This is a genomic window from Acidisoma silvae (genome assembly GCF_020618775.1).
In the GTDB taxonomy this organism is placed as follows: Bacteria; Pseudomonadota; Alphaproteobacteria; order Acetobacterales; family Acetobacteraceae; genus Acidisoma; species Acidisoma silvae.
The window spans coordinates 429,012-454,330 of sequence record NZ_JAESVB010000003.1 but is presented as its reverse complement, the minus strand read 5'-3'; the positions used below and the strand labels follow the sequence as shown (position 1 = coordinate 454,330).

Annotated in this window: 25 protein-coding genes; 19 read left to right on the top strand and 6 right to left on the bottom strand. The window is 65.0% G+C overall.

The window, feature by feature from the left end; all coding sequences use genetic code 11:
- Positions 1 to 15 precede the first annotated feature (15 nt).
- Both ASILVAE211_RS10145 and ASILVAE211_RS10140 read left to right on the top strand, forming a co-directional pair.
- The gene (locus ASILVAE211_RS10145; RefSeq protein WP_227321178.1) at positions 16 to 300 is read left to right on the top strand and encodes a toxin-antitoxin system TumE family protein; all 285 of its coding nucleotides are present in this window, start codon (positions 16 to 18) and stop codon (positions 298 to 300) included.
- A complete protein-coding gene (locus ASILVAE211_RS10140) occupies positions 285 to 656 on the top strand; it encodes an HVO_A0114 family putative DNA-binding protein (protein WP_227321177.1) in 372 nt (123 codons plus the stop codon). Before ASILVAE211_RS10145 ends, ASILVAE211_RS10140 begins: the two co-directional genes overlap by 16 nt.
- A 15-nt stretch (positions 657 to 671) precedes the next feature.
- Here ASILVAE211_RS10140 and ASILVAE211_RS10135 read toward each other — a convergent pair whose 3' ends face one another.
- The gene (locus tag ASILVAE211_RS10135) at positions 672 to 1,781 is read right to left on the bottom strand and encodes an S-(hydroxymethyl)glutathione dehydrogenase/class III alcohol dehydrogenase (RefSeq protein ID WP_227321176.1); all 1,110 of its coding nucleotides are present in this window, start codon (positions 1,779 to 1,781) and stop codon (positions 672 to 674) included.
- An 11-nt stretch (positions 1,782 to 1,792) separates the two neighbouring features.
- Positions 1,793 to 2,932: an A/G-specific adenine glycosylase gene (locus ASILVAE211_RS10130; protein WP_406566045.1), complete on the bottom strand. Its 1,140-nt coding sequence runs from the start codon at positions 2,930 to 2,932 to the stop codon at positions 1,793 to 1,795.
- Positions 2,933 to 2,942: 10 nt separating this feature from the next.
- Here ASILVAE211_RS10130 and ASILVAE211_RS10125 point away from each other — a divergent pair, with 10 nt between their 5' ends.
- The 10 genes from ASILVAE211_RS10125 (at position 2,943) to ASILVAE211_RS10080 (ending at position 13,653) form a co-directional block, all read left to right on the top strand.
- On the top strand, positions 2,943 to 3,449 hold the full coding sequence (locus ASILVAE211_RS10125; protein WP_227321175.1) for a DUF721 domain-containing protein: 507 nt from the start codon (positions 2,943 to 2,945) through the stop codon (positions 3,447 to 3,449).
- 90 nt (positions 3,450 to 3,539) lie between these two features.
- Positions 3,540 to 4,151, top strand: coding sequence for a thioredoxin domain-containing protein (locus ASILVAE211_RS10120; RefSeq protein WP_227321174.1), 612 nt, complete (start codon positions 3,540 to 3,542; stop codon positions 4,149 to 4,151).
- A 6-nt stretch (positions 4,152 to 4,157) separates the two neighbouring features.
- Positions 4,158 to 7,631, top strand: coding sequence for a chromosome segregation protein SMC (gene smc / locus ASILVAE211_RS10115; protein WP_227321173.1), 3,474 nt, complete (start codon positions 4,158 to 4,160; stop codon positions 7,629 to 7,631).
- Positions 7,632 to 7,960: 329 nt separating this feature from the next.
- Positions 7,961 to 8,536: a malonic semialdehyde reductase gene (locus tag ASILVAE211_RS10110; protein ID WP_227321287.1), complete on the top strand. Its 576-nt coding sequence runs from the start codon at positions 7,961 to 7,963 to the stop codon at positions 8,534 to 8,536.
- Between the two features lie 84 nt (positions 8,537 to 8,620).
- Complete coding sequence (aroQ, locus tag ASILVAE211_RS10105) at positions 8,621 to 9,070, top strand: type II 3-dehydroquinate dehydratase (RefSeq protein ID WP_227321172.1); 450 nt, start codon at positions 8,621 to 8,623, stop codon at positions 9,068 to 9,070.
- Complete coding sequence (gene accB, locus ASILVAE211_RS10100) at positions 9,067 to 9,528, top strand: acetyl-CoA carboxylase biotin carboxyl carrier protein (protein ID WP_227321171.1); 462 nt, start codon at positions 9,067 to 9,069, stop codon at positions 9,526 to 9,528. The genes aroQ and accB overlap by 4 nt, the downstream gene beginning before the upstream one ends.
- A 6-nt stretch (positions 9,529 to 9,534) precedes the next feature.
- Positions 9,535 to 10,878 (top strand): acetyl-CoA carboxylase biotin carboxylase subunit, encoded by a 1,344-nt coding sequence (accC, locus tag ASILVAE211_RS10095; protein ID WP_227321170.1) that lies wholly within the window; start codon positions 9,535 to 9,537, stop codon positions 10,876 to 10,878.
- A 23-nt stretch (positions 10,879 to 10,901) separates the two neighbouring features.
- Complete coding sequence (locus tag ASILVAE211_RS10090) at positions 10,902 to 11,528, top strand: hypothetical protein (protein WP_227321169.1); 627 nt, start codon at positions 10,902 to 10,904, stop codon at positions 11,526 to 11,528.
- 128 nt (positions 11,529 to 11,656) lie between these two features.
- Positions 11,657 to 13,201: a UxaA family hydrolase gene (locus tag ASILVAE211_RS10085; protein ID WP_227321168.1), complete on the top strand. Its 1,545-nt coding sequence runs from the start codon at positions 11,657 to 11,659 to the stop codon at positions 13,199 to 13,201.
- Positions 13,198 to 13,653, top strand: a complete 456-nt coding sequence (locus ASILVAE211_RS10080) for an iron-sulfur cluster assembly scaffold protein (RefSeq protein WP_227321167.1) — start codon at positions 13,198 to 13,200, stop codon at positions 13,651 to 13,653. The genes ASILVAE211_RS10085 and ASILVAE211_RS10080 overlap by 4 nt, the downstream gene beginning before the upstream one ends.
- 12 nt (positions 13,654 to 13,665) lie before the next feature.
- Here ASILVAE211_RS10080 and ASILVAE211_RS10075 read toward each other — a convergent pair whose 3' ends face one another.
- The gene (locus ASILVAE211_RS10075; protein ID WP_227321166.1) at positions 13,666 to 14,118 is read right to left on the bottom strand and encodes an RrF2 family transcriptional regulator; all 453 of its coding nucleotides are present in this window, start codon (positions 14,116 to 14,118) and stop codon (positions 13,666 to 13,668) included.
- A gap of 158 nt (positions 14,119 to 14,276) precedes the next feature.
- Here ASILVAE211_RS10075 and cysK point away from each other — a divergent pair, with 158 nt between their 5' ends.
- From cysK to ASILVAE211_RS10060, 3 genes are all read left to right on the top strand, one after another.
- A complete protein-coding gene (cysK, locus tag ASILVAE211_RS10070) occupies positions 14,277 to 15,227 on the top strand; it encodes a cysteine synthase A (RefSeq protein WP_227321165.1) in 951 nt (316 codons plus the stop codon).
- A gap of 146 nt (positions 15,228 to 15,373) precedes the next feature.
- Positions 15,374 to 15,592, top strand: coding sequence for a hypothetical protein (locus ASILVAE211_RS10065; RefSeq protein ID WP_227321164.1), 219 nt, complete (start codon positions 15,374 to 15,376; stop codon positions 15,590 to 15,592).
- Between the two features lie 182 nt (positions 15,593 to 15,774).
- Positions 15,775 to 17,052 (top strand): protein kinase, encoded by a 1,278-nt coding sequence (locus ASILVAE211_RS10060; protein ID WP_227321163.1) that lies wholly within the window; start codon positions 15,775 to 15,777, stop codon positions 17,050 to 17,052.
- Here the strand turns inward: ASILVAE211_RS10060 and ASILVAE211_RS10055 are convergent.
- Genes ASILVAE211_RS10055 through ASILVAE211_RS10045 form a run of 3 tightly spaced genes read right to left on the bottom strand, consistent with a single transcriptional unit; the run spans position 17,047 to position 18,723 of the window.
- A complete protein-coding gene (locus ASILVAE211_RS10055) occupies positions 17,047 to 17,448 on the bottom strand; it encodes a helix-turn-helix domain-containing protein (protein WP_227321162.1) in 402 nt (133 codons plus the stop codon). The genes ASILVAE211_RS10060 and ASILVAE211_RS10055 overlap by 6 nt on opposite strands.
- Complete coding sequence (locus tag ASILVAE211_RS10050; protein ID WP_227321161.1) at positions 17,445 to 18,005, bottom strand: Smr/MutS family protein; 561 nt, start codon at positions 18,003 to 18,005, stop codon at positions 17,445 to 17,447. The genes ASILVAE211_RS10055 and ASILVAE211_RS10050 overlap by 4 nt, the downstream gene beginning before the upstream one ends.
- Entirely contained in the window at positions 17,983 to 18,723 is a 741-nt protein-coding gene (locus ASILVAE211_RS10045) for a YggS family pyridoxal phosphate-dependent enzyme (RefSeq protein WP_406566041.1), read from the bottom strand. Before ASILVAE211_RS10045 ends, ASILVAE211_RS10050 begins: the two co-directional genes overlap by 23 nt.
- Positions 18,724 to 18,945: 222 nt before the next feature.
- Here ASILVAE211_RS10045 and ASILVAE211_RS10040 point away from each other — a divergent pair, with 222 nt between their 5' ends.
- The 4 genes from ASILVAE211_RS10040 to leuS all read left to right on the top strand — a co-directional run bounded on the left by ASILVAE211_RS10040 (position 18,946) and on the right by leuS (position 25,316).
- Positions 18,946 to 20,178 (top strand): porin, encoded by a 1,233-nt coding sequence (locus ASILVAE211_RS10040; protein WP_227321160.1) that lies wholly within the window; start codon positions 18,946 to 18,948, stop codon positions 20,176 to 20,178.
- 444 nt (positions 20,179 to 20,622) lie between these two features.
- Positions 20,623 to 21,858: a porin family protein gene (locus ASILVAE211_RS10035; RefSeq protein ID WP_227321159.1), complete on the top strand. Its 1,236-nt coding sequence runs from the start codon at positions 20,623 to 20,625 to the stop codon at positions 21,856 to 21,858.
- A gap of 155 nt (positions 21,859 to 22,013) precedes the next feature.
- Positions 22,014 to 22,586, top strand: coding sequence for a DUF3576 domain-containing protein (locus tag ASILVAE211_RS10030; RefSeq protein WP_227321158.1), 573 nt, complete (start codon positions 22,014 to 22,016; stop codon positions 22,584 to 22,586).
- Between the two features lie 114 nt (positions 22,587 to 22,700).
- Positions 22,701 to 25,316 (top strand): leucine--tRNA ligase, encoded by a 2,616-nt coding sequence (gene leuS / locus ASILVAE211_RS10025; RefSeq protein ID WP_227321157.1) that lies wholly within the window; start codon positions 22,701 to 22,703, stop codon positions 25,314 to 25,316.
- The last annotated feature ends 3 nt before the right edge of the window (positions 25,317 to 25,319 follow it).

Below are 25,319 nucleotides of genomic sequence, written 5' to 3'. Positions count from 1 at the left end.
GGAGTAAATCCCAACATGAAGGCCCGGCTTCTCCTAAACGAGCGGCAGCAGCTACAGGATGACGCTTTCGTCGCTTTGCGTGTCTGGGCGGTGCCGAATTCCGTTCGCGGGTCAGATCATCGCTACAAATACTCACTCGCGCTGATCGTCAGCGGCGTCTGTGTGCTGCGTTACGACAATGAAGCGGGAAAAGGCGACCACAAGCATTTCGGCGACGTCGAAATACCCTATGATTTCATGTCCCCGGAAAAGCTCATTGATGATTTTTGGCGGGATGTAGACCAGTGGATAGCAAGCTGAAGAGCGTCACCCTCTCCGTCTCATCGCGAGACGCCGTGAACCAGCGTCTGGCTGCGGCTTTCGCCGGAGAGAATCAGGGCGCCCATATCTCCTTCCCGACGGTCGAACTGCTTTGGCAGACCCTGACCACGAAGCGCTGGGAAATCCTGCAAGCCATGACCGGTGCGGGCGTCTTATCCATCCGCGAAGTCGCGCGCCGGGTCGGCCGCGACGTCAAAGCCGTGCATGGGGACGTTACGGCTTTGGTTCTGGCCGGCGTGATCGACCGCACGGCGGCAGGCGTCGTTTTTCCCTATGACGCCGTGCATGTGGAATTCACGCTGGGCAAATCGCTCAGGCCGCCGGAAGCAGCCTGAGCGTTACGTCGGACCTTAATAGGTCACAACGGTCCGGATCGACTCGCCACGCTTCATCAGATCGAAGCCGTCGTTGATCTTCTCGAAGGGCAGAACATGGGTGATGAGATCATCGATATTGATCTTGCCGTCCATGTACCAATCGACGATGCGCGGCACGTCGGTGCGGCCCCGCGCGCCGCCGAAGGCGGTGCCCAGCCACTGGCGGCCAGTGACCAGCTGGAAGGGCCGCGTGCTGATCTCGGCGCCAGCCGGCGCCACGCCGATGATGACGGACTTGCCCCAGCCGCGATGGGCGCATTCCAGCGCCTGGCGCATCACCTTCACATTGCCGATGCATTCGAAGGTGTAATCGGCCCCGCCCTTGGTCAGATTGACCAGATAAGGCACCAGATCGCCCTCGACCTCGCTCGGGTTGACGTAATGCGTCATGCCGAATTTCTCGGCCATCGGCACGCGGCCTGGGTTGAGGTCGACGCCCACGATCATCTCGGCACCCGCCAGCCGCGCACCCTGCACCACGTTCAGGCCGATGCCGCCCAGGCCGAAGACGACGACCTTCGCACCCGGCTCGACCTTGGCGGTATTGATGACGGCGCCGATGCCGGTGGTGACGCCGCAACCGATGTAGCAGACCTTCTCGAAAGGCGCGTCCTCGCGGATTTTGGCCAGCGCGATTTCAGGCAGGACCGTGAAGTTCGAAAAGGTCGAAGTGCCCATATAGTGGTAGATCGGCTCGCCGTCGCAGGAGAAGCGGGCCGTGCCGTCGGGCATCAGGCCCTGGCCCTGGGTCGAGCGGATGGCGACGCAAAGATTAGTCTTGCGGCTGAGGCAATATTCGCACTGGCGGCATTCCGGCGTGTAGAGCGGAATGACGTGATCGCCCTTCTTCAGGCTGGTGACGCCGGGGCCGACATCGACCACGACGCCGGCACCTTCATGGCCGAGGATCGACGGAAAAATACCTTCCGGGTCGGCACCGGAGAGCGTGAATTCGTCCGTATGGCAGATGCCGGTTGCCTTGATCTCAACCAGCACTTCGCCGGCGCGCGGGCCTTCCAGGTCGACGGTCTCGATGCTCAAAGGCTGCGTCTTGGCGCGGGCGACGGCGGCACGGGTCTTCATGGGGTAAGCTCCTAAACGAGAAGATCGGCAGGATAATCGGCGGCAGGGCTGCCCTGCTTGAGCGTCTTTTGGCCCAAGACAAGGCATTTGGCCATCAGGCTCGGCAAGGCTTGCGCGTCAAGATCGGCGGCCGGACACAGAAAACCTTGCCCGATCGCGCCTTCGGGGATTGTCACAAGCGACGCGCCATAGACATCCAACAGCAATTCGAAATGCGTGAAGACATGACGCACGGAACCGAGCTTAACCCAATGCGCCTGCGTTACCGGCGCCTGGGCCAAGGCGTCCTGGCGGGTCCATTCTTCCGCGCGCCAATCGGTGCCTGGGATTTCCGCCATGCCGCCCAGCAGCCCTTTGGCCGGGCGGCGGCGCAGCAGCACACGGCCTTCGGCATCCGACAGATGGAAATGCGCGCCATGGCGGCGCGGGCGCGCGGCCTTTGGTGTCTTGCGCGGCAGGCTGGCGGCGATGCCTTTACGATGCCCCTCGCATTGCGGCTGCCAGGGGCAAAGCCCGCAGGCCGGCGAGGTTGACGCGCATAGCGTGGCGCCGAGATCGAACAGCGCCTGCGCCGTGTCGGACGGCGCAGCCCGCGCGGCCTTCTGCTCCATCAGCGCAGCCGCCCGTTCCTTAATAAGCGGCTTGGATTGTGGCAGCGGCGTTTCGATCGCCCAGACGCGGCTCATGACCCGCTCGACATTGCCGTCCACCGGCACGGCGGGCAGGCCGAAGGCGATGGCCCCCACGGCAGCGGCCGTGTACTCCCCGATGCCGGGCAAATCCCGAAGCCCGTCTAGATCGGCAGGAAATTCGCCGCCCAGTTCCACCACGCGGCGGGCGCAGGCGAGGAGATTGCGGGCACGGGCGTAATAGCCAAGCCCTGCCCAGGCCGCCATCACGGCATCATCCGGCGCTTCCGCCAAATTCCTTACGGTCGGGAACAGGCTAAGGAAACGTTCATAATAGGGAATGACGGCAGTCACCGTCGTCTGTTGTAGCATGACCTCGGAGAGCCAAACCCGATAAGGATCGGCGGTCTCGCCAGGCTCCGCCCGCCAGGGCAAGCTGCGGCGATGACGCGCATACCAATCGAGCAGGCGCGCGACAGAGGGTGAAGGCTGGATGGCTTTGGACGAGCGGAATGGCGGCACATCGAAGAAGATGACGCCAGCGGAGGCCGGTCGCAAGACGCCTGCTTCCGAAGCGCCGTCCCGCACCTATACGATGCGGCCGATCGGCGGCCTTATCGCTCGCGTCACCCAGCCCGGCTTTCGCCGCCGCGCGCCGGCCACGTCCCAGATCATGATCGACTGGTTGGACATTATGGGACCGGTGCTCGGCCCCCGCACCCAGCCACAGAAATTTTCCGCCGGCACGCTGACCATCGCCTGCCAGGGGCCGGTCGCGATGGAATTGCAACATCTGACGACGCAATTGATCGCGCGGCTGAACAACCATATCGGATCCTTCGGCGAAAATGCGCTGATCAAGCGCCTGCGCTTCGTGCAGCAGACGACCTTGCCGGTCGCGGCCGCCCCGCGCGCACCCGCCCGCAAACCGCGCCCGGCCGGGCCGCCACCCGACATTGCCGGCATCGAACCCGGCCCTTTGCATGACGCTTTGCAGCGTCTGGGCATCGCCATCCGCACCCATCGGGGCGAGGGTTGACCGTCACTCCCCTGTCATTAGCCAATGACTGAATTATCGACAGTTAGTGGCTGATCTGCTACGTACCACAACATATTGAAGGTTGCTGCTATGATTACACGTCGCTTCCTGGTCACCACCGGCGCTGCCGCCATGGGCACGATGGCCCTGCCGCGCCTGGGCCATGCCGACAGCCTGCCGGCCACGGAAGGCCCGCGCTCCATCGGCTCTGCGACTGCGCCGGTGACGGTTGAGGAGTTCTTCTCCCTCACCTGCACGCATTGCGCCCATTTCTCGATGACGACGATGCCGGACGTGATGGAAAAGCTGGTGAAGCCGGGCAAGCTGCGGATCGTCTATCACGACTTCCCGCTCGACGCCGTGGCACTGGAAGCGGCAATGGTCGCGCGCTATCTTCCGACCACGCAATATTACCCCTTCATCACGGCTCTCTTCGCGAGCCAGGATACCTGGGCCTTCGCGCCGGGCGTGAACTATACGGACGAGCTTTGGAAGATGGCGGCGCTGGCCGGCATGGGCCGTGACGTTTTCGACAAGGCCGTCGCCGACAGCGCTCTCAAGAACTGGATCCAAACCCAGCAGGTAGCAGACGAAAAGATGTACAATATCGAAGCCACGCCCTCCTTCCTCATCAAGGGCAAGACCCAGGCCGGCGACATGGAATACAGCGACTTCGTCTCCGCCATCGGCCTGGCAGGGTAATCGCACTTGCCCGCCCGGGTCGCCCGTCTACGCATCGCGGGGTTCAAGAGCTTCGCCGATTCGACCAGCGTCGAGATTTTGCCGGGCCTGACCGGCATCATCGGTCCGAACGGCTGCGGCAAATCGAATATCGTCGATGCGCTCAGATGGGCGATGGGCGAGGGCAATGCCCGGTCACTGCGCGGCGGAGAGATGGACGACATCATCTTCGCCGGCACCACCACGCGCCCCTCCCGCAATATGGCGGAAGTCACCGTCACGCTGGAGGATGCGCTCGGCATCATTCCGCCGCCGCTGCATGAGCAGTCCGAGCTGGAAATCACCCGCAAGATCGAACGCGGTTCGGGCAGCGCCTATCGCATCAACGGACGCGAAATGCGCGCCCGCGATGTGCAGACGCTGTTCGCCGATATGGCGAGCGGCGCGCGCAGCTGCGCCATGGTCGGACAGGGCCGCGTTGCCGCCATCGTCAATGCCAAGCCGGAAGAGCGCCGGCAAATCCTGGAAGAAGCCGCCGGCATTGCCGGGCTTTCTGCTCGCCGGCATGAGGCCGAGCTGAAGCTTCGCGCCACGGAGGCCAATCTGCAGCGTGCCGATGACATGCGCGGGCAGGTGGAAATTCAATTGCAGGCCCTGCAGCGTCAGGCGCGCCAGGCCGCGCGCTATCGCAATATTTCCGGCCTCATTCGCGCCAGCGAAGCCGAATTCCTGGCCATTCAGCATCTGCGGGTGGAGCGTGCTCGCGAAGCCGCTCGCCTCACTTTGGAAGAAGCGAAGGTTAAGGCCGCTGAAGCGGCGGAGGCCAATCGTGCCGCCGAACAGGCGCATGGCCAGGGCCATGACATTCTGCCCGCACTTCGCGCGGCGGAAGCCGAGGCCCGCACCGCGCTGGAACGCCAGCGCGTCGCCAGCGAACAGCTGGCCGCCGAGGAAGCCCGCGCGAAGGCCGCCATCGGCGCCGCCAATCAGCGCCTGGAACAGGCCCTGCGCGATCTCGGCCGTGCCGAAGGCCTGATGCGCGACGCCGCCGAGGCCGAGCAGCGCCTCGGCGCCGAAGACGCGACCCTGGCCGCCGCCGAGGCCGAGGCCGAAGCGCGGCTGGCCGAGGCTGTTGCCGCCATGACCCGCGCGGCCGAGACGGCGCGCGAAGCGGAAGCGACGGCCCAGGCCGCGACCGAACGCAATGCGGCGCTGACCGCCACCGCCCAGGCGCTGACCGGTCGGCTGTCCCAGGCCGAACAGCGCGCGCGGCGCGTGGGCGAACAGGTCGCCCGGCTCACCGTCGAGCGGGACAGACTGGCGCTGGACCTGATCGCGCCGGACAAGCTCGCCGAAGCGAAGCAAGCGGCCGAGACGGCAGAAGCGGCGCGGAAAGAGGCAGCGACCCGGCTGGAAACGGCCGAAAAGGCCCGTGTGGCCGCGCAAAGCGCGCTGACGAAAGCCCGCGAACAGGCCAATACGGCGGAAGCCGCCGCCACCAAGCTGCGCGCGGAAATCCGCGCCCTCAATGAAGTGCTGAGCGTCGGCGGCACCCAAGGCGGCCCGCAGCTGGTCGACGAACTGACCGTTCCGGCCGGCCTGGAAGCCGCCCTTGGTGCCGCTTTCGGCGAAGAACTGAGTGCATCGGCCGGAAAAGAAGCCGCGCGTTACTGGCGGGAATTGCCGGCGATCGACGGCAGCGCCGCCATCCCCGAAGGCTGTCAGCCCCTGGGCGAGGTGGTGCAGGGTCCGCCTGCTCTGGCCCGCGCCCTGGCTCATATTCTGCTGGCCCCGGCCGATGGCGCGCCCGGTTTGCAGGCGCAGTTGCGGCCCGGCCAGGTCATCGTCTCCAAGGAAGGCGGTGTCTGGCGCTGGGACGGCTATACACTGCGCGCCGGCACACCGACGGCGGCGACCGTGCGCCTCACGCAGCGCAACCGCCTGCGCAAGCTGCGCGAGGATGGGGCTGCCGCCGACCAGGCCGCGGCAGAAGCGAAAGCCGCCCAGGACGCGGCCCAGACGGCCGACCGCGCGACGGTGACCGAGGAACAGGCCGCCCGCAATGCCCGCCGCGAGGCCGATCAGGCAGCCGAGCGTCTGCGCAATACGGCAGCAGCCCTCACCACCCGCGCCGCCGCCGCCGAGCAGCGGCTGGCCGGTGTCGTCTCCCAGCTGGAAGCCGCCCAGCCGGAAAAGACCGAGGCCGACGCCTCGCTGGCCGCCATTCGTGAGGAAGCCGCCAATCTCCCCGACCTATCGGCCATGCGCGCCGAGGTCGAGACCGCCCGCAGCGCCCTGCAACTGGCGCGGCGCGAGGAAAGCGACAGCCGCGCCCGCCATGACGGGCTGCTGCGTGATCGTTCCACCCGCGCCCAGCGCCGGCAGGCTCTGGCACAGGAACGGCAAAGCTGGGCGGAACGGGCCGAGGCCGGCAAAGCCCATCTCGCCGATCTCGACCAGCGACGGCAGGAAGCCGCGACCGAACATGCGGCACTCGCGGCAGAGCCCGAGCGGCTGGCGACGGCCCGCGCGGCGCAGACGACCGAATTCGCGGACGCGCAGGCTGCCCATCAGACCTCGGCCAGCCGCTTGAAGGCGGCGGAGGATGAGGCCCGGGCCGCCGAAAAGGCCTCGCGCGCCGCTGAAACCGCTCAGGCGCTGACGCGCGAAAACCTTGTCCGCGCCGAAAGCGCGGTGGAGCAGGCGAACCACGCCTGGGGCACGGTCGCCGAACGCATTCTGGAACGGCTGGGCGCGGAACCCGCCTTCCCGGAAATCACGGTCGAGCCCAGCCAGGAGAATGAGGACAAGGCCCGCCGCCGGTTCGAGCGCCTGACCAAGGAACGGGACGAAATGGGCCCGGTGAACCTGCGCGCCGAGCTGGAATCGGAGGAGATCACCCGGCAGATCGAGCTGATTGACCGCGAGAAGGGCGATCTGGTCGCGGCCATCGCCAAGCTGCGTGGCTCGGTCGGCCATCTCAACCGCGAAGGGCGCGAGCGGCTGTCCGCCGCCTTCGCGGAAATCGACAAGAATTTCCAGGCATTCTACGCGCGCATGTTCGGCGGTGGCCGCGCCCATCTGGCGCTGGTCGGGTCCGACGATCCGCTGGAAGCGGGTCTTGAAATCTATGCCCAGCCGCTGGGCAAGAAGCTGTCGACACTCTCGCTTCTCTCGGGCGGAGAGCAGGCGCTGACCGCGCTCTCGCTCATCTTCGCGGTTTTCCGCAGCAATCCCGCGCCGCTGGCGGTGCTGGATGAGGTGGACGCGCCGCTGGATGACGCAAATGTCGAGCGGCTCTGCACCTTGCTGAACGAAGTTGTGAAGGAAACCGGCACGCGCTTCATGGTCGTGACCCATCACCATCACACCATGGCGCGGATGGATCGGCTCTATGGCGTCACCATGATGGAGCGTGGCGTCTCCCGCCTGCTGTCGGTCGACCTCAACCGTGCCGTCGCCATGACGGAACCGCCCCCGCCGCGCATGGCCGCCGAATAAGCCGGTCGCGCAAGGCTATGGAACAGCCCTCGGTTTCTTTGGGGGCGTTGATCCGATCGGGGCGCGTGCTATCAGTTCCCGCCGCTTTAGGTTTGGGGATCGGGCGAATGACGGACGTGACTGAGACGAACGACAAGCTGACGGCCGAAGATGCGGTGCCGGCCCATGCGCCGGCGAGCGTGGCAGCGCCCGCCCATGACGCGTCGCTGGCTGACCGGCTGATCGCGGAAGACATTGCCATCCCCGGCGAAGCGGCAGCCGTCGCCGTTGAAGACAGCGTGCCGGAGGTCATCGCCGCGCCGGCCGAGCCGAAAACCTTCCCCTATGATCTGGAAAGCCCGGAACTGGCGCGCGCCTTCCTGGACGCCCGCACGCCAAGCGCCTGGACCGACCGCGCGATCGACGAAGAGACCTACCGGCATCTGTATGACCTGGTGAAGCTCGGCCCGACCTCGGCCAATACCTCGCCTCTGCGGCTGGTCTTCGTCCGCAGCCCGGGAGCGAAGGAACGCCTGCGCACCGCGCTGACGCCAGCCAATGTGGAAGCGGTCATGACCGCGCCGGTCACGGTCATCGTCGCCTTCGACCCGTCCTTCTATGATTTTCTGACGCGGCTCTACCCGCAAGCCGATGCTCGTCCCTGGTTTGCGTGGAACGACGATTTTTCGCAGGAAACCGCCATGCGCAACGGCAGCCTGCAAGGCGGCTATCTCATCATGGCGGCCCGCCTGCTGGGCCTGGACTGCTGGCCGATGTCAGGCTTCGACAATGCCCGCGTCGATGCGCTGTTCCTGGACGGACGCGGCTGGCGGTCCAATTTCCTGCTCAGCCTCGGCTATGCCGAACCCGCCAAAACCGGGCGCAACACCCGGCTGATGTTTGAAGAAACCTGCGAGGTCATCTGATTTCATGGCAGCACGCTATGACATCGGCCGCCGGGATCGGGGTTAGGCTTGGCCCCGCCTCTGGCCTATGCTAGCCCCCGTTCCATGACACTACCGCTCATCGCCGTTCTGAACGGCCCCAATCTCAATATGCTCGGCCTGCGCCAGCCCGAAGTCTATGGCTCGGCGACGCTGGATGATGTCGAGCAGCTCTGCGCCGAAACGGCGGAAGGGCTGGGCCTTGCCATTGATTTTCGGCAGACGAACAGCGAGGGCGAGCTGATTTCCTGGGTGCAGGAATGTCGCGGCCGCGCCAGCGGCATCGTCATCAACCCGGCGGGACTGAGCCATACTTCGATCTCGCTGATGGACGCACTGCTGTCGGCTGAACTGCCGGTCGTCGAAGTTCACATTTCTAATATCCATCGCCGTGAGCAATTCCGGCATCACTCTTACATTTCCAAAATAGCAACGGGTGTGCTGTGCGGTTTCGGAACACATGGCTACGCCCTGGGTTTGACCGCGATGGCACGGATTCTGGAGGGCGGCCTATGAACCGGATGTCTTTTGATCCTGAGGATATTCGCGAACTCGCGGCCATTCTCGACGAAACCGGCCTGAGCGAGATCGAAATCTCGGAAAAGGACCGCCGCATCCGCATCGCGCGCGCGGCAGCTCCCGTCAGCTATGTTCCGGCGCAGCCGGCCGCGGCCGCACCGGCGGCGGCCGCGCCGGTCGCCGCCGTTCCCGTCGCCGCACCGGCGCTCGATGCCAGCCATCCAGGCGCGGTCACCAGCCCGATGGTCGGCGTCGCCTATCTGTCGCCCGATCCGGAAAGCCCGAATTTCGTCTCCGTCGGCCAGCGCGTCGAAGCGGGCCAGACCCTGCTTCTGATCGAGGCGATGAAGACCTTCAATCAGATCAAGGCGCCGCGCGGCGGCACCGTGTCCCAGATCATCATCGGCAGCGGGGCCCCGGTAGAGTTCGGCGAAGTCCTGTTGATTCTGGACTGATCCCAGATGTTCAAAAAAATCCTCATTGCGAATCGCGGCGAAATCGCGCTGCGCGTTCAGCGCGCCTGCCGCGAAATGGGCATTGCCTCCGTCGCCGTGCATTCCACGGCGGATGCGGATGCCATGCATGTCCGGCTCGCGGATGAGAGCGTCTGCATCGGGCCGCCCGCCGCCCGCGACAGCTACCTGAATATCCCGGCTATCCTCTCGGCCGCCGCCATTACCGGCGCGGACGCGATCCATCCCGGCTACGGCTTCCTCAGTGAGAATGCGAGCTTCGCGGAAATCGTCGAAGCCCATGGCATCGCCTTCATCGGCCCGACCTCGCAGCACATCACCATGATGGGCGACAAGATCGCGGCCAAGGACGCCATGCGTCGTTTGGGCGTGCCGCTGGTGCCGGGGTCCGATGGCGCGCTGGCCAATCTTGCGGAAGCCGCCGAAGTCGCCGAGCGCATCCAATATCCCGTGCTGATCAAGGCCGCCGCCGGCGGCGGCGGTCGCGGCATGAAGGTGGCGCATCACGCCGGCGAATTGGCCGAAGCCTGGCAGGTGGCACGTACCGAAGCCAAGGCCGCTTTCGGCAATGATGCCGTCTATATGGAAAAGTATCTCGATAAGCCCCGGCATATCGAAATGCAGGTGATGGCCGATTCCTACGGCAATGTCGTGCATTTCGGCGAGCGCGACTGCTCCCTGCAGCGTCGCCATCAGAAGGTGCTGGAGGAAGCAGGCTCGCCCGCACTGAACGCCGCACAGCGCGACGCGCTTGGGGAAACGGTGACCAAGGCGCTCAGCCAGCTCGGCTACCGCAATGCGGGCACGCTGGAATTCCTGTATCAGGACGAGCAGTTTGCCTTCATCGAAATGAACACGCGCCTGCAGGTCGAGCATCCGGTGACGGAACTCGTCTGCAATGTCGATCTGGTGCGCGAGCAGATCCGCATCGCGGCCGGTGAGCCCCTGGGCTACGACCAGTCGACGGTGACCTTCTCGGGCCATGCCATCGAAGTGCGCGTCAACGCGGAAGACCCGGAAACCTTCATTCCCAATCCGGGCCTGATCACCACCTTCCACGCCCCGGGCGGTCTCGGCGTGCGTGTGGATAGCGCGCTTTACGGCGGCTACAAGGTGCCGCCCTTCTACGATTCGATGATCGCCAAGCTGATCGTTCATGCCCCGGACCGCGCGCAGGCCATTGCGCGCATGCGCCGCGCCATCGACGAATTCGCGGTCATCGGCGTGAAGACCACTCTGCCGCTGCACCGGCGCATTCTGGACGATCCCACCTTCCAGTCGGGCGATTACACGATCCACTGGCTGGAGAAATTCGTCGCCGGCGAAGCATGAGGTGCGGGCCGTGGCGCGCCGGCTTGATCGTTTTCGGTCTTTGCCTGTCGCCCGCCATGGCCTTCGCTGATCTCTCTCTGACCTGGCCTGCCACGCAGGCCAATAGGGTCGAGGCCGACCATCGCCTCGACCGCCTGCAGCAGGCACTGCGGCAGGAGCCCAGCGCGACTTTGGTGCTGACACGCTGGTGCGCCGACTACCATCTGGCCCCTGTCCCTAAAATCGTCGCTCAGCGGGTCGAAGGCCCGCCCAAGGATCCGCCTGAAAGCGTCCGCCACAATCTACGGCTGGCCCCTGGGGAAGCCGTCGGCTATCGCCGGGTTCAGCTCTTCTGCGGCGACCTTGTGCTGTCGGACGCCGATAATTGGTACCTGCCGGATCGGCTGACGCCGGCCATGAACGGGCTGCTGGACCATACCGACACGCCTTTCGGCCTCGCCGTGCGCAGCCTGCATTTCCGGCGCCAGACCATCAGCAGTGAAAAACTTTGGTATCCGGCCGCAGATCCGTCCGGCGGCAGTTTCGCGATCCCCGACCATGTGCTGCGCAATGTCGGCCTGCTGACAACGCCGGACGGGCAACCCATCTCTCAGGTCATCGAAAACTATACCGGTGCTGTACTCGGACGGGCGCCCGGCAGCTCGCCCTGATCGTCCGACCATTCGCATTTTGCCATGCTCGGACTGCGCATTGTGGGTAGCGCCTGCCAAAATGAAGGCGCAAGAATAGCGCAGAAAATAAAAGGATCGGTCCCGCAAAGGGACTGGGGGGCCCGACCATGCTGAACACGCTTTCGTCCACCATGCATCTCAATCTGCTCGACAATGTCGCCATTGCGCGCGTCGAAATCCCGCAGGGCACCGTGCTGCCGGATCGGGGCGTGACGGCCGGACAGCGCATTCCCCGTGGCCACAAGATGGCGCTGAAGGCGATCCCCCAGGGCGAGCCTATTCTACGCTACGGTCAGGTTATCGGTTTCGCCAAGACGGATATCGCGGCAGGCGACCATATCCACGTCCATAACTGCGAAATCCATGCGTTCGCCCGCGACCATGCTTTCGGCGTCGATGCGAAGCCGACCGACTATATTCAGCCGCAGGCGACCTTTCAGGGCATCGTTCGCGCTGACGGCCGTGTCGCGACCCGCAACTACATCGGCATCTTGACCTCGGTGAACTGCTCGGCCGGCACGGCGCGCTATGTCGCGGAAGCCTTCCGCCGCAACCCCTTCACCGGCGACCAGGGGCTGCTGGCCGATTACCCCAATATCGACGGCGTCGTGGCGCTGACCCACAAGACCGGCTGCGGCATGGCCATCGCCGGAGACGGCATGGATACGCTCCGCCGCACCATCGCGGGCTATGCGGAACATGTGAACTTCGCTGCCGTGCTGATTATCGGCCTGGGTTGCGAAACCAATCAGATCGGCCCGATCATGCAAAGCCGGGGCATCCAGACCGGCACCAAGATGGCCACCATGGTCATTCAGGAGACCGGGGGCGCCCGCAAGACGGTTGAGGCCGGCATTGCCAAGGTCTGCGAACTGCTGCCCGAAGCCAATGCGGTGACGCGCGTCACCGTGCCAGCCTCGCATCTCAATGTCGCCCTGCAATGCGGCGGATCGGATAGTTTTTCGGGCCTCACCGCCAATCCGGCGCTGGGCTATGCGTCCGACCTCATCGTCCGTCACGGCGGCACGGTCGTGCTGACCGAAACCACCGAAATCTATGGTGCCGAACATCTGCTGACGCGCCGCGCCGTCAGCCCCGCCATCGGCCAGAAGCTGCTCGACCGGCTGTCCTGGTGGGAGGATTACACGCGTCGCAACGGCGGCGAGATCGACAATAACCCCTCCCCCGGCAACAAGGCCGGCGGCCTGACCAATATCGTCGAAAAGTCGCTGGGCGCCGTCGCCAAGGCGGGCACCACCAATCTGGTCGATGTGGTGGGCTATGCCGAACCGGTAACCGAAAAGGGGCTCGTGATCATGGACGGGCCTGGCTTCGACCCGGTTTCGGCCACCGGGCAAATTGCCGGCGGCTGCAACGTGCTGTGCTTCACCACCGGGCGCGGGTCGGTCTTCGGCTGCAAGCCGACCCCCTCGCTCAAGCTCGCCACCAATACGCCGCTCTATGACCGCCAGCCGGACGACATGGATATCAATTGCGGCACTATCGCCGATGGCGTCGAGACGGTGGAGGAATGCGGCCAGCGTATCTTCGAGACGATCCTGCGGATCGCTTCGGGCGAGCGCACCAAGAGCGAGGAAATCGGCTTCGGCGATGACGAATTCGCCCCCTGGCAGCTGGGCGCCACCGTTTGACGCAAGCTGCCCCGACCGCGACATCCGCCGAGGAGATCTATCAGGCGGTCATCATGGATCGCGCCCGCCGGCCAAGGCATCAGCGGCGCCTGGAAGCCGCGACCGTTGAGGCGGAAGCGCGCAATCTCCTGTGCGGTGATCGTGTTTCAGTGCAGCTGGATATCGGCGCAGAGGGAACAATCACGGCGCTGGGCTATCAGGCGCGCGCCTGTGCCATCTGCATCGCGGCGACCGACCTGATGGCTGAGATCCTGCCCGGCATGGACGCGATGGCCGTCAATCAGGCCACGACAGGGTTTGAAGATGCGCTGCGCAGCGGGCGGACGATCCCGGCCGGCAGTCCAATCGCCGCAATGACGCCCTTCGCGCCGCTGCACGGCACGCCGTCCCGCATATCCTGTGCGCTGCTCGGCTGGACCGCCGTCACCACCGCCCTGGCCGGGCAGCGGTGAACGGCAGTTTGGTCAGATCGCGAAGACGATCGGCGCGTGCGCGGGCCGCTTAAGACCTTGCGCCTGGGCGCGCTGAATCAGCGCTTCCAGGGTGACGCTTTTCAGATGCGTCTGCACATGCCGCTCAAGTTCGGTCCACAGCGGCTCGACGACGCTGCTTTGCAATTCCCCGCCCGCTTCGGTCTCGCCCTGGTCGCTGCCGTCGCCGGTCACGGCATCGACGATTTCGTCCAGCGTGATCTGCCGGGCGCTTTTACCCAGGCGATAACCGCCCTTGGGGCCACGCGTGCTGTCAAGCAAACCGGCACGGGCCAGGCCCTGCAAAACCGGCTCGATGCCGCGCCGGGCCATGGAAAGTCTGTCGGCGATGTCACCGGCACTTTCCAGACGCTGCCGACCGGCATACCACCCTATATCCAGCATTACTGCGACGGCGGTATAGGCACGTTCACGACGCATTAGCATGGGCTATATCCCCATCCGACTCGCGGGCCAGATAAATTCACTTCTACCAAGGGTTATATAAGCTGATGAGGGCAACCAAAGTAGAGGCTTCATCGAAGCGGACGAAAATTTCTTCTGAAAAACGTGCATCCCAGACCACCGCGCCAACCCATCATCCGATGGCCGAGCCGCGCGGGCGCGTTTTCAGCAGCATTCTGGACGCGATCGGCGGCACGCCGCTGGTGCGCCTCGCGCGCTTCATCGAGCATGAGCGCCTCAATGCCGAAATCATGCTCAAGCTTGAATTCCTCAACCCGTTGGGTTCGGTGAAGGATCGCATCGGCCTCGCCATGGTGGAACAGGCCGAGCGGGAAGGCCTGCTCATTCCCGGCCAGGGCCATATCGTCGAACCGACCTCGGGCAATACCGGTATCGCACTGGCTTTCGTCGCAGCCGCCAAAGGCTATCGCCTGACGGTCGTCATGCCGGACTCGGCCTCCATCGAGCGCCAGAAGATGCTGCGACTGCTGGGCGCGACGGTTGAATTGACGCCCGCGCGCGGCGGCATGGCCGGCGCCATCGCCCGGGCCGACGCGATCATTGCCGATTCGCAGGATGCCTGGATGGCGCGGCAGTTCGACAATCCCGCCAATCCCGAAGTCCATGCGGCGACCACGGCCGAGGAGCTATGGACCGATACCGGAGGCGAGATTGACATTCTGGTGGCCGGCGCCGGCACCGGGGGCACCATCACCGGCGTCGCGCGCGCGCTGAAACCGCGCCGCCCCGGCTTTCAGGCCGTGGCCGTGGAACCGGCCGAGAGCGCGGTGCTGTCGGGCGATGATCCCGGACCGCATGAAATTCAGGGCATCGGCCCCGGCTTCTGTCCGTCGATCCTGGATATGGGCCTGATCGACCGGGTCATGCCGATCTCCGAGCGTGACGCCATGAAAACCGCCCGTCTTTGCGCCCGGCTGGAAGGCATCCCGATCGGCATTTCCTCAGGCGCCACGCTCACGGCCGCGATCCAGCTCGCCCGTGAGCCTGCAAACAAGGGCAAGCGCATCGTTGCCATCGCGGCATCCTCGGCCGAACGGTATCTTTCCACCAATCTTTTCAATGGCTTGTGACAAGTAAATCCTAGCGACCGAGAAGACATTAGTCGCTATAACGAATATGTGACGGAACTGCATGCCTGTTTGCTGCATTGCGCAATGGCACGGGCATGCGGTTGCGCATATGTTGCTTCTCAGAACAAATGCTGAGGAGCATCACCGTGACCACTCTCGCCCAATCCCAGAACCGTAGCGTCGCGCGTTTCCTGGCTGATGGCGTCCAGTCCGTCCGCGCCCGCTACGTCGCCTACAAGGCCGTGGTGGCCGAGCGCCGCCGCATTACCCGCGAGCTGATGACCTATTCCGATGACGAACTCGCCGAGCTCGGCTTCAGCCGTCTCGACATCCCGGCGATCGCCACCGGCACCTACCGCCGCTAAACGCGTCACGCTCCTCGCGTCCTGGCTGGTCCTGACAAGGGCCGGTCAGGCAGGAGCCCGCGCTGTGCTACCGGTTCCTGCGCGACTTGCGCTGGCGGCTTCGGCTCCGCTAAGGCCAATGTCATGCTGGACCGCAGATCGACTGACTTCGATAGAAGTGACGACCGCCGCACGACGCGGCCATGAGCCTGTCGGCGCTCCGCCGCGGCGATTTGGCCGGTGCGCGGGTTCTGCAGATCAATGAGGATCTGACGGAATTTCCGGATGAGATCTTCGGTCTCGCCGATACGCTGGAAATGCTCGACCTTGCGGGCAACCGGCTCACATCCCTCCCCGCTGACTTTGGCCGCCTGCATCGGCTGCGTACCTTTTTCGGCTCCGGCAATCGTTTCGCCGTGCTGCCCCCAGCGCTGGGCAACTGTCCCAGCCTGAGCCAGATCGGCTGCCGCAATGCGGGCATCACGCAGGTTCCGGGCGAATCGCTGCCACCTGGACTGCGGTGGCTGACCCTGACCGATAATGCGATCGCAACGCTGCCCGATGCTTTGGGTGAACGCCGGAACCTGCAAAAGCTGCTGCTCTCGGGAAACCGGCTGAGCGCCCTGCCGGGCAGCCTGCAAGCCGCAGACAATCTCGAGCTTTTGCGGATATCCGCCAATGCCTTCACGACCTGGCCCGGCTGCGTCACATCCTTGCCGCGCCTGGCCTGGCTGGCGATGGCGGGCAACCCGTTCAATCCGCCGCCCCCGCCGCGCGCCACGCATCGCCTGATTTCCTGGTCCGGCCTCACCAGCGAGGCGGTTCTGGGCCAGGGCGCATCAGGCATCGTTCATCGGATGACCTGGCAGGACGAACAGCGCGCGGTGGCCGTGAAACTTTTCAAGGGCCGCATGACCAGTGACGGCGCGGCCATGGACGAGATGGCGGCGATGCTCGCCATCGGCCAGCATCCCAACCTGACATCCCCGCTCGGCGCCGTGAGCGAGCACCCCGATGGCGTCGAAGGTCTGGTCATGCCGCTGCTGCCCGATGGATGGCGGCCCCTGGCCGGTCCGCCGAGTTTCGAGACCTGTTCGCGCGACGTCTATGACCCCGGCATGCAGCTCGACCGGGCAACCGCACTGCGGCTGGTGCGGGGCATTGCCGAGGCCACGCAGCATCTGCACGCCAAAGGCCTGATCCATGGCGATCTCTACGCCCATAATATCCTGTGGGACGGGGCGCGGGGCGCGGCCGTGCTGAGCGATCTCGGCGCCGCCGGTTTCTATCCACGAGGTGCCGATGCGGCCGCCTTGCAGCGCATCGAAACACGCGCCTGGGGCATTCTGGCGGAAGAAGTCGCTGGCCGCTGCCCTGAGGGTTTCCAGGCTTTGCAAAGTCTCGCCGAGCGCTGCCAGCACCCCAGGCCGCAAGCGCGCCCGCTGATGGGCGATGTCTGCGCCGAACTCGCCCGCCTATAGGCGGGAATTCGCGCGGCGGCGCAGCCGTGGTTTGGGCAGGGGCGCAGTCGCATCCAGCAACGCATGCATGGCCGCGACTGTCTCCGGCGACAGCGTGTGAATAGTCTGCGCCAGCCGGTTGGCCAAAGCCGTCTGCTCGGGCAGCAATCCGGCCGTATTCACCGTTACGCGCGGATGCGAGAGCTTGGCGAGCCGCGCCAGTTCTTCCGCGTCATCCCAGATCAGCCCGAAAAACTCGCAGACCTGATGCACGAGGCCCGCGCTCGGGCGGCCTCGGCGGCCATGTTCCAGCGCTGAGAGATAGGCGGGCGTGACCTGCAACTGCGCCGCCAACTGTGCCAGCGTCACCTGGCGATCGGCGCGCAGCGCGCGCAGCCGGGCGCCAAAGGGGGTCAACGGGTTCGCCGCAGCAACAGCACGACAGCGCCGGTGTTGGCGCGATGCGGATGCGCCGCCGCCAGAATGCTGTTCCTGATATGCGGCAGGTTGAGCCAATGCGGCAATTCCCGCCGCAACACGCCGCCTTCACCCGCGCCCCGGCCGGTGACGATCTCGACGCAGCGCAGACCATCGGCCCGCGCCGAGAGAACGAACCGCTCGAAGGCGGCAAAGGCCAACTGCACCGTGCGGCCATGCAGATCAAGCACGCGCTCGGGCCGCATCTGGCCGCGCCGCAACCGGGTCCAGGACGCGCCGTCCAGGCCGCCGGCCAGCTTGCCGACTTCGATTTCCGGGATTTTCCAGGTCGCGGCCGGTCGTCCGGCCGTTTTTATTATGGCGGAAGCCGATGGGGTCGGAACAGAAGGCGCTGGTGCGTCAGGCGGCTTGGCGACCGCCGCGCGCGCTTCCTCCATCGCCCTGGCCTGAGCCGGACGCAACGGCTTCGTGCCGATGGCCTGGGCAAAATTCAGCCATTCGCTCCGTTCCTTGTCAGAGAGACGGCGTCGGGACATCGGCCGTTCCTGCTGGCGGGCGGTGGCCGAAAATCGCGGTGCCGACGCGCACTTCGGTCGCGCCGCAGGCTATGGCATCCGTGAAATCACCGGACATGCCCATCGACAATTCCGCCAGCCCATGGCGCGCGGCGCAGGCCTGCAACCAGAGGAAATGAGGCTTGGGGTCAGTCTCCGCCGGGGGAATGCACATCAAACCCCGCAATCTCGTTCCGAATCGGGCATGAACCGACTCGATAAAGGCATCGGCCTCGGCCATGGCGACGCCGCCCTTCTGCGCCTCGTCGCCGACATTGACCTGAACGAGCAGGTCCGGCAGGCGCCCTTCCCGCTCGGACGCATCAGCTATGGCGTCCGCCAGCTTCGGGCGGTCCAGGGTTTCGATGACATCGGCGATGCGCACGGCGTCACGTGCCTTATTGGTCTGTAGACCGCCGATGATATGCAGACGGAACGGCGTCGGCTCTTGCCGCAGCAAGGCGAATTTCCCCAAGGCCTCCTGGACGCGGTTCTCGCCGAACACCCGCTGGCCCGCCGCCATGGCGGCGCGCACGGCGGCCTCGGGGTGAAATTTCGACACCGCGACCAGGCTGACCGCGCCAGGATCACGGCCGGCCGCCTTTGCCGCGAGGTCAAGCTCCCCGCGCACGCGCGCCAGCGCGCCGGCGATCGCGGGCAACATCGGATCGGCGGGACAGTCGGACTGGTCTTCGGGCATGGCGCCAGACTCTGCGCAACCCACGCCCAGGGTCAAGCACAGCTTCGCAACGAACCCCTTCCGTTGTCTCGGAACCTTAACACCCAGCCAACCCGCCCCTGTGGCAGATAGCGCACACACCACTGTGACAAATTTGTTGGTCGTGGTTTCGGCCGATTTGCTTGTTGGCCAACCCGCGGTCCTGCCAGGGCCGCGGTCTTTCAACCGGAGGATATCTCTTCGATGCGACAATTTCTTCTGGCCGGCGCCGCGACGCTGACGGCCGCTCTCGGTCTCGCGGGCGCTGCCCAGGCCCAGGTTTCCAGCCCTGACTTCACCAAGTCCATTTCCCCCGGCTCCATCGTCGTCCGTCTCGATGGCCGCGTGTCGCAGTTCTTCGGCGTGAGCGGCTTCAGCGGCCAGAGCGTCAGCGGCACCAAGTATTCCGGCGACAACATGGGCGGCTATTTCCGCCTGTATCCGGGCTTCGACGGCGTTGCCGCCAACGGCCTGCAATACGGTGCTCAGGCTGAAATCCGCGAAAACACCGGCACCAGCGCTTCCGCTGAGACGCTGTATGTGCTGCGCGACTTCGGTTACCTCGGCCTGCCGCAGCTCGGTCTCGTCCGCTTCGGTCAGCAGGAAGGCGCGCTCTACCTGAACGACGCCGGTCGCTTCGAAAGCGGCAAGGAAGCCTTCGATGACGGCGGCTGGAACGGTGACATTCAGAACTTCTTCGTCAATGCCAACGAGCGCCCGATCTATGCCTGGACCTGGAGCAACAGCACCCGCACCACGGACAAGATCGACTACATCACGCCGTCCTTCAGCGGCCTGAGCTTCTCCGCCAGCTTCGAGCCGAACCAGACCGCCGAGAACTACGGCCCGGCCGTGGTCTCCTCCTCGACGGCCACCGACCTGCGTCGCAACACGTTTGAAGTCGGCACCACCTACAAGGCGAAGTTTGGCGGCCTCGGCCTGACGGTCGACGGCGGCTACATGAATGCCGGCGCGGTTTCCTACACGGGTACGGCTAAGTCGACCCTTCCCTACCAGGGCCTGAGCGTCGGCAGCGCCGGTGCGGTCCTGACCTATGGTGGCTTCATGGTCGGCGGCAACACCAAGTTCGGCAACATGAACGGCCAGTTCGAGCCGAACTACGCTGGCGGCGCCAACGCTGTCGGCTGGCTCGCCGGCGGCCTCTACACCACGGGCCCGCTGACGGTCGGCGCGAGCTACTTCAACTACAAGAGCCAGGGTGACTGGTCCTCGCCGAAGACCGAAGGTCAGCGCGACGAAACCGGTCTGTCCGCTGGCGCGACCTATGTCCTGGTTCCGGGCGTGAAGCTCTTCGCCTCCTACCTGTATGGCACCCGCTGGCAGGGTGGCTACAACTTCGTGACCGGCGCCGCTGGCTCCGCGAACAACAAGGTGCAGGCCCAGGTCTTCGCGATCGGCACCTGGCTCTACTGGTAACACCCAGCGCTACAGGCTTTGATGCCTTAGGAAGGCGGCCGGCAGAGATGCCGGTCGCCTTTTTTATTGGCTGACGCCTAACGCACGCGGCTGAGACTGCTGGTCATCGCCCTCCTGGCGCGCGCCGCCGGCACGCGTCGGCCGGCCGCAACTAACCCTGTCATTTCAGAGACTTAACCACGAAGGGCGGCCGGCATTGCTGGTCGCCCTTTTCCGTTTGCGAAACTTACTGGCCACATCAAATGTGCAAATTTGTGCTTTTTAAGTCACAGTGTTTCGTAAATGTCATGCTTATCCTCTCAGACCGTTGCGGTTTCGTGGCACGGATGATCAATATTCGCCGCGCTACTTCCGAGGCGAGGCAGTCCGAATGGGCATCTCGTGGATCCAGGTAGGGGCGAGTGTTTTGCAGGCCGGTCATCCGGCATTAACCAGGAGGAACTAATGCGTAAGCTCCTACTAGCGACTGTCGCCACGATGGGCGCATCCTTGGGTCTGGCGGCTGTCGCCCAGGCTCAGACTGCCGCTCCCGGCTCCGTGACGGTCCGCCTGAACGGCCGCGTCAACTGGTATGCCGGCGTCGAAGGCTCGACGCTCGACAACAATACCAGCACAGGCGTCAAGACTTCGACCACCAGCTTCCTCGGTTATCTCCGCCTCTTCCCGGGCTTCGATGGCGTCGCGGCGAACGGCCTGCATTACGGTGCCGCCGCCGAACTCCGCATCAACGGCGGCGCTTCGGCCGGTGCCGAAACCCTGTTCGTGCATCAGGCCTACGGCTATCTCGGCCTGCCCCAGCTCGGTCAGGTCAGCTTCGGCCAGGAAAACGGCCCGGTCGTTCTGTTTGAGACCGGCACCTTCGAAGGCTTCAACGACGGCGGCTGGTGGGGCGATCTTCCGGCGATCATCCCGGGCAATGCCCAGGTCGTTTATCCCTTCGTCGATAACGGTGGCCTGAGCCAGGAAACCAACAAGATCGTCTATCTGTCGCCGACCTTCGCGGGCTTCCAGTTCGCGGTCGGCTTCGAGCCGAACCACAATGCTGAAAACTACAGCCCGGCCGTGGTCTCGACCCCGAACACGATTCAGGGCGGCCAGCCGAAGAACCTGATCGACGTCGGCGGCCAGTACACGCAGACCTTCGGCCCCGTCGGCATCCAGATCGGCGCCGACTACCTCAACGCCGGCCAGGTCGCCTCCACCAGCTCGGTGCCGACCGTCGGCTATAAGAACCTGAGCATCTTCTCCGGTGGTGCGACCGCGACGGTTGCGGGCTTCACTGTCGGCGGCAACGTCGTCTACGGCGCCTATAACCAGGTCTCCGGCTATTCCTTCCAGCTGGAGCCCGATGGCGGCAATGCAGCCATCGGCACCCTGTTCGGCCTGCAATATACGGCTGGCCCGCTGACGGTCGGTGGTAGCGTCTTCCGCTTCCAGACGACGGGTGATCTCGTGTCGAACGGCTCCGGCGGTTACGGTCTCAGCGCCGGCCAGCAGGTCAATAACGGCCTCGCGCTTGGTGGCACTTACACGCTGGTTCCGGGCGTCAACCTCTTCCTCGACTATGACTATGGCTGGCGTTACCAGGGCGGTTACGACTTCGCGGCCGGCGATGCCGGCACGGACAACAACCGCGTCCAGTCTCAGCTCTTTGGCGTCGGCACCCAGATCCAGTGGTAATCTGAAAAATCTGGTTGCAATGATTGAAGGCGGCGGGACCCAGTCCCGCCGCCTTTCTTTATGGGCTATCGCTGCTTGAAGCTTGGCAGGACTGGCCACGGGCAGTAGAGACAAAGCCCCCGCATCCCTGCGGGCAATTTCTCCGGGCAGGCTCAATGGAATTGACGATACGGACTTCCACTTTCCTCAGCAGGGGCTTCGCCGCCGCCGCCCTCGCCGGCGTCCTCGCTTTGACGGCTTGCGGAAATGCGCCGTCGACGCCGGTCGATCCGCTGGTCCTGAACGGCGACGAAGTCAGCGGCGCCGGCTTCAAGAACGGCGGCGGCCTGCTGGGTGCAGACGGTCTCGCCTTCGGCATCAACAAGAACCCCCATGCCAATGGCGGCAGCGGCGGCGCCACGGCCGGGATCGGCGTCAACGCCTATCTGTGGCGCGGCGCGCTCGACACGCTGTCCTTCATGCCTCTCTCCTCGGCAGACCCCTTCGGTGGCGTTATCATCACCGACTGGTATCAGCCGCCGGGTGACAATGGCGAGCGCTACAAGGCAACCGCCTATATCCTGGGTCAGGATCTGCGCGCCGATGGCGTCCGCGTGACGGTGTTCAAGCAGGTCATGCAGGGCGGCCAGTGGACGGATGCCGAAGTCTCCCCCGGCACCAACGAGCAGGTCGAGGACAAGGTTCTTGCCCGTGCCCGCCAGCTGCGCGTGCAGTCGGCCACCAACTGACCCGAGCATCCGGCCAAGGGCGACCCGTATCGCCTTGGCCGGAGCATCGTTCGTTTTCTTGCTTGAGGATCGCCTGCGGTCGCCCGACCGCAGGACGTGCCGGATAGACACCCGATGACTGACGCCATTTCGACCGAGCCGCAGGCCCCGCGCTATGATTTCCGGACCCAGGAGCCGCTTTGGCAAAAGGCCTGGAACGAGCACGCCTGCTTCACGGTCGAAGATGTACCGACGGACGGACGCCCGAAATACTACGTGCTGGAGATGTTCCCCTACCCGTCGGGGAAGATCCATATGGGCCATGTGCGCAATTACACGCTGGGCGATGTCGTCGCCCGCTACCGTCGCGCCCGCGGCTTCAACGTGCTGCATCCCATGGGATGGGACGCTTTCGGCCTGCCGGCGGAAAACGCCGCCCGCGAGCGCAAGTCCCATCCGGCGACCTGGACCTGGGACAATATCCGCAATATGCGCGGCGAATTGCAGCGCATGGGCCTGTCGATCGACTGGTCCCGCGAATTCGCCACCTGCCAGCCGGAATATTACGGCAAGCAGCAGGAACTGTTCCTGCGCTTCTTCGAGACCGGTCTGGTCGAGCGCAAGGAAAGCTGGGTCAATTGGGACCCGGTGGACGGCACCGTGCTGGCCAATGAACAGGTCATCGATGGCCGCGGCTGGCGCTCCGGCGCGCTGATCGAAAAGAAGAAGCTGTCGCAGTGGTTCTTCGCGATCACCAAATTCGCGCCCGAACTGCTTGCCGCGCTCGATAACCTGGATCGCTGGCCGGAACGCGTGCGGCTGATGCAGGCGAACTGGATTGGCCGCAGCGAAGGCGCGCGCGTCCGCTTCCCGCTGACCGCGCCCAAGGGCGATATCGCCGATGTGGAAGTCTATACCACGCGGCCGGATACGCTGTTCGGCATGTCCTTCCTGGCTCTGGCCCCCGAACATCCGCTGGCGCTGGCGATCGGCGCCCAGAACGCCGAGGCCGATGCCTTCATCGCCGAATGCCGCCGTTTGGGCACAACCGCCGCCGCGATCGAGACCACCGAGAAGCGCGGCTTCGCCACCGGCCTGACCGTCCGCCATCCCTTCATCGAAGGCGCTGAAATCCCGGTCTGGATCGCCAATTTCGTGCTGATGGATTACGGCACCGGCGCCATCTTCGGCTGCCCGGCGCATGACCAGCGCGACTGGGATTTCGCGACCCTCTATGGCCTGCCCATCCGCCCGGTGGTGAAACCCGCCCAGGGCGAATTGCCGGAAGGCGAGGCCTATACCGGCCCCGGCACGCTCATGAATTCCGGTTTCCTCGACGGTCTCGGCGTCGATGAAAGCAAATCCGCCGCCATTGCCCGCCTGAAGAAGATGGGCTGGGGCGAAGGCGAGACCAATTGGCGCCTGCGCGACTGGGGCGTCAGCCGCCAGCGCTACTGGGGCTGCCCGATTCCAGTGATCCATTGCGACAATTGCGGCACCGTGCCCGTGCCGGTCGACCAGTTGCCGGTCGTACTGCCCGAGGACGTGACCTTCGACCGTCCCGGCAATCCGCTGGACCATCACCCGACCTGGAAACACGTCAATTGCCCGCAATGTAACGGCGCGGCGGTGCGTGAGACCGATACCTTCGACACCTTCGTCGATAGTTCCTGGTATTTCGCCCGCTTCTGCTCGCCGCAGAATGCGTCCCCTGTTTCACGTGAAGCGACCGATTACTGGATGCCGGTCGACCAGTATATCGGCGGTATCGAACACGCCATTCTGCATCTTCTCTATGCGCGCTTCTTCACCCGCGCCATGCAGGCCAGCGGCCAGATCGGCGTGGACGAGCCCTTCGCCGGTCTCTTCACCCAGGGCATGGTGACGCATGAAAGCTATCGCGGCGCCGATGGCCGCTGGCTTTACCCGACCGAGGTCGAGCGGCTGGCCGACGGCCGCTCGGTCGTGACCGGCACCGATGAACAGGTGACGGTCGGCCGTATCGAGGCGATGTCGAAGTCCAAGCGCAATACGATCGACCCGGGCGCCATCATCGAGCGCTATGGCGCGGATACCGCGCGCTGGTTCATCCTGTCCGACAACCCGCCTGAGCGGGATATGGAATGGACGGAGAGCGGCGTCGCCGGCGCCTATCGCTTCACGCAGCGCCTATTCCGCCTCGCGGAAAGCATCGCGTCCCTGGGGCAGGTGGAAACACCGGCTGAATCGAGCCCGGCCGCGCGCAAACTGCGCCGCGCCACGCATCGCACTATCGCTGCCGTCACCGAAGCGCTGGAAAGCTTCAGCTTCAATGTCGCGGTCGCCCGCCTGTACGAACTCGCCGCCGCCATGACCGAGGCCGAGAAGGACGCGACCGCTGCCGCAGATGACAAGGCACTGTCGGCGGCCCGGATCGAAGCGCTGGAAATGCTGACGCGCATCACCGCGCCGATGATGCCGCATCTGGCCGAATCCATGAACGACCTGTTGCATGCCGGCAGCGGTCTGGTCGCCAACGACGCCTGGCCCGATTTCGACGACAGCCTGACGGCGGCCGAGACGGTGACGATCGCGGTTCAGGTCATGGGCAAGCTGCGCGGTACGGTGGAATTTCCGCCCGGCAGCCCAGCCGAGGCGGTGATTGCCGCCGCCGAGGCCGAGCCCAATGTCGCGCGCCTGCTGGAAGGCAAGCGTATCGTCAAGAAGGTCCATGTGCCGGACCGTATCGTCAACTTCGTCATTGCAGGCTGACCG

Excerpts from the sequence above, each read along its gene's own strand:
- ASILVAE211_RS10145 (WP_227321178.1), top strand. The coding sequence starts at position 16 with ATGAAGGCCCGGCTTCTCCTAAACGAGCGGCAGCAGCTACAGGATGAC.
- ASILVAE211_RS10135 (WP_227321176.1), bottom strand. The coding sequence starts at position 1,781 with ATGAAGACCCGTGCCGCCGTCGCCCGCGCCAAGACGCAGCCTTTGAGC.
- ASILVAE211_RS10125 (WP_227321175.1), top strand. The coding sequence starts at position 2,943 with ATGACGCCAGCGGAGGCCGGTCGCAAGACGCCTGCTTCCGAAGCGCCG.
- ASILVAE211_RS10120 (WP_227321174.1), top strand. The coding sequence starts at position 3,540 with ATGATTACACGTCGCTTCCTGGTCACCACCGGCGCTGCCGCCATGGGC.
- aroQ (WP_227321172.1), top strand. The coding sequence starts at position 8,621 with ATGACACTACCGCTCATCGCCGTTCTGAACGGCCCCAATCTCAATATG.
- accB (WP_227321171.1), top strand. The coding sequence starts at position 9,067 with ATGAACCGGATGTCTTTTGATCCTGAGGATATTCGCGAACTCGCGGCC.
- accC (WP_227321170.1), top strand. The coding sequence starts at position 9,535 with ATGTTCAAAAAAATCCTCATTGCGAATCGCGGCGAAATCGCGCTGCGC.
- ASILVAE211_RS10085 (WP_227321168.1), top strand. The coding sequence starts at position 11,657 with ATGCTGAACACGCTTTCGTCCACCATGCATCTCAATCTGCTCGACAAT.
- ASILVAE211_RS10075 (WP_227321166.1), bottom strand. The coding sequence starts at position 14,118 with ATGCTAATGCGTCGTGAACGTGCCTATACCGCCGTCGCAGTAATGCTG.
- cysK (WP_227321165.1), top strand. The coding sequence starts at position 14,277 with ATGGCCGAGCCGCGCGGGCGCGTTTTCAGCAGCATTCTGGACGCGATC.
- ASILVAE211_RS10060 (WP_227321163.1), top strand. The coding sequence starts at position 15,775 with ATGAGCCTGTCGGCGCTCCGCCGCGGCGATTTGGCCGGTGCGCGGGTT.
- ASILVAE211_RS10050 (WP_227321161.1), bottom strand. The coding sequence starts at position 18,005 with ATGTCCCGACGCCGTCTCTCTGACAAGGAACGGAGCGAATGGCTGAAT.
- ASILVAE211_RS10045 (WP_406566041.1), bottom strand. The coding sequence starts at position 18,723 with ATGCCCGAAGACCAGTCCGACTGTCCCGCCGATCCGATGTTGCCCGCG.
- ASILVAE211_RS10040 (WP_227321160.1), top strand. The coding sequence starts at position 18,946 with ATGCGACAATTTCTTCTGGCCGGCGCCGCGACGCTGACGGCCGCTCTC.
- ASILVAE211_RS10035 (WP_227321159.1), top strand. The coding sequence starts at position 20,623 with ATGCGTAAGCTCCTACTAGCGACTGTCGCCACGATGGGCGCATCCTTG.
- ASILVAE211_RS10030 (WP_227321158.1), top strand. The coding sequence starts at position 22,014 with ATGGAATTGACGATACGGACTTCCACTTTCCTCAGCAGGGGCTTCGCC.
- leuS (WP_227321157.1), top strand. The coding sequence starts at position 22,701 with ATGACTGACGCCATTTCGACCGAGCCGCAGGCCCCGCGCTATGATTTC.